This is a genomic window from Streptomyces sp. SID3343, from assembly GCF_009865215.1.
Taxonomy (GTDB): domain Bacteria; phylum Actinomycetota; class Actinomycetes; order Streptomycetales; family Streptomycetaceae; genus Embleya.
In genome coordinates this window covers 1-1,917 of record NZ_WWJX01000767.1, presented here as the reverse complement: position 1 = coordinate 1,917, position 1,917 = coordinate 1, and the positions used below count along the sequence as shown (strand labels likewise).

The 1,917-nt window shown below is 71.0% G+C and carries 2 protein-coding genes; both read left to right on the top strand.

The genetic code is table 11. The features are described 5' to 3' along the window. Positions 1 to 162: cold-shock protein (locus tag GT354_RS23305; RefSeq protein WP_161358320.1), on the top strand; the 162-nt coding region annotated here is incomplete at its 5' end. Between the two features lie 358 nt (positions 163 to 520). Further along, positions 521 to 1,917: DEAD/DEAH box helicase (locus GT354_RS23300; RefSeq protein ID WP_161358319.1), on the top strand; the 1,397-nt coding region annotated here is incomplete at its 3' end.

Genomic DNA, 1,917 nt, shown 5'->3' with positions numbered 1-1,917 from the left:
TTCGGCTTCATCGAGCAGGACGGTGGCGGCCCCGACGTCTTCGCCCACTACTCGAACATCGCCGCCCAGGGCTTCCGTGAGCTCCAGGAAGGCCAGAAGGTCTCCTTCGACGTCACCCAGGGTCAGAAGGGCCCGCAGGCCGAGAACATCGTTCCCGCCTGACGCTCTTCGGCACCCCCGTGCGAGGGGCCCGCACCATGTGGTCGCGGGCCCCTCGCACGGCGTTTGCGTGTCCATCGTTCGCGGCCCGCCCCCGAGGTCGAGGCGACCGCGAGCGAAGCAGCATCCCCGCCCGGTAGGCGGCAGCCGACGGCCCACGGCCGCGCACCGTCCACCGCTCCCGGACCCGAGGTCCGTTCGTGCCGGCCGCTTTCTCCGAAGCGCCGCGTCGGAAGTGTGTGCGCGGACTCCTTCGCCCCACTTCTTTTCTGCTTTTCATTTCCGGCTCTTTCTCGTGATGCCTTGCGCGGCTTTGGCTGCCGGGTCTCCGCGGTACGGGCCGTTACGAGAAAGGTTCACCGTGAACCCCAATCCTCGCTCCAACAGTTCCTCGTACAGCTCCTCCTCCCGCGGTCGTAGCGGCGGCACCGGCGGCTACGGTCGCCCCGCCGGCGGCAGTGGCTACGGCCGTTCCGGTGGCTCCCCCGGTCGCTCCGGCGGTTACGGCCGTCCGGGCGGTTCCGGCGGCTACGGGCGTCGTTCCTCCGGGCCGCGCGGGGAATTCGCGCTTCCGGTGACCATCACCCCGGCGCTGCCCGCGGTGACCTCGTTCGCCGAACTGGACATGCCGTCGGAGTTGCTGACGACGCTGACCTCGCTGGGTATGACCGAGCCGTTCCCGATCCAGGCCGCGACGCTGCCGAACTCGTTGGTCGGTCGCAACGTGCTGGGCCGAGGCCGGACCGGGTCGGGCAAGACGCTGGCCTTCGGCCTGGCGTTGCTCGCCCGTACCGCCGGTCGGCGCGCGGAGCCCAAGCACCCGCTCGCGTTGGTACTGGTGCCCACCCGCGAGTTGGCGCAGCAGGTCACCGACGCCCTTACCCCGTACGCTCGTTCGCTGCGGCTGCGGATGGCCACGGTGACCGGCGGCATGCCGATCGGCCGGCAGATCAGCGCGCTGCGCGCCGGTGCCGAGGTGGTCGTGGCGACGCCCGGCCGGCTCAAGGACCTCCTCGACCGCCGCGCGTGCGTGCTGGCCGACGTCGGTGTCACCGTCCTGGACGAAGCCGACCAGATGGCGGACATGGGCTTCATGCCCCAGGTCACCGAACTGCTGGAGCAGGTACAGGCGGACGGGCAGCGGATGCTGTTCTCGGCCACCCTGGACCGCAACGTCGACCTGCTGGTGCGCAAGTACCTGCACGACCCGGTCGTGCACTCGGTGGACCCCTCCGCCGGCGCGGTCACCACGATGGAACACCACGTGCTGCACGTCCAGGGATCGGACAAGAACGCCGCGACCACGCAGATCGCCGCCCGCGACGGCCGGGTGATCATGTTCCTCGACACCAAGCACGGGGTGGACCGGCTCACCGCGCACCTGCTCAACAGCGGGGTCCGCGCCGCCGCGCTGCACGGCGGCAAGTCGCAGCCCGAGCGCACCCGCACCCTCACCCAGTTCAAGTCCGGCCACGTCACGGTCCTGGTGGCCACCAACGTCGCCGCGCGCGGCATCCACGTCGACAACCTCGACCTGGTCGTCAACGTGGACCCGCCGAGCGACCACAAGGACTACCTGCACCGCGGCGGCCGTACCGCGCGCGCCGGCGAGTCCGGCAGCGTGGTCACCCTGGTCCTGCCCGGCGAGCGTCGCCAGATGGTCCGCCTGATGTCCGACGCCGGGATCACGCCGCAGACCACCCAGGTCCGCTCCGGTGAGCCCGAACTGGCCCGGATCACCGGCGCCCAGGCGCCCTC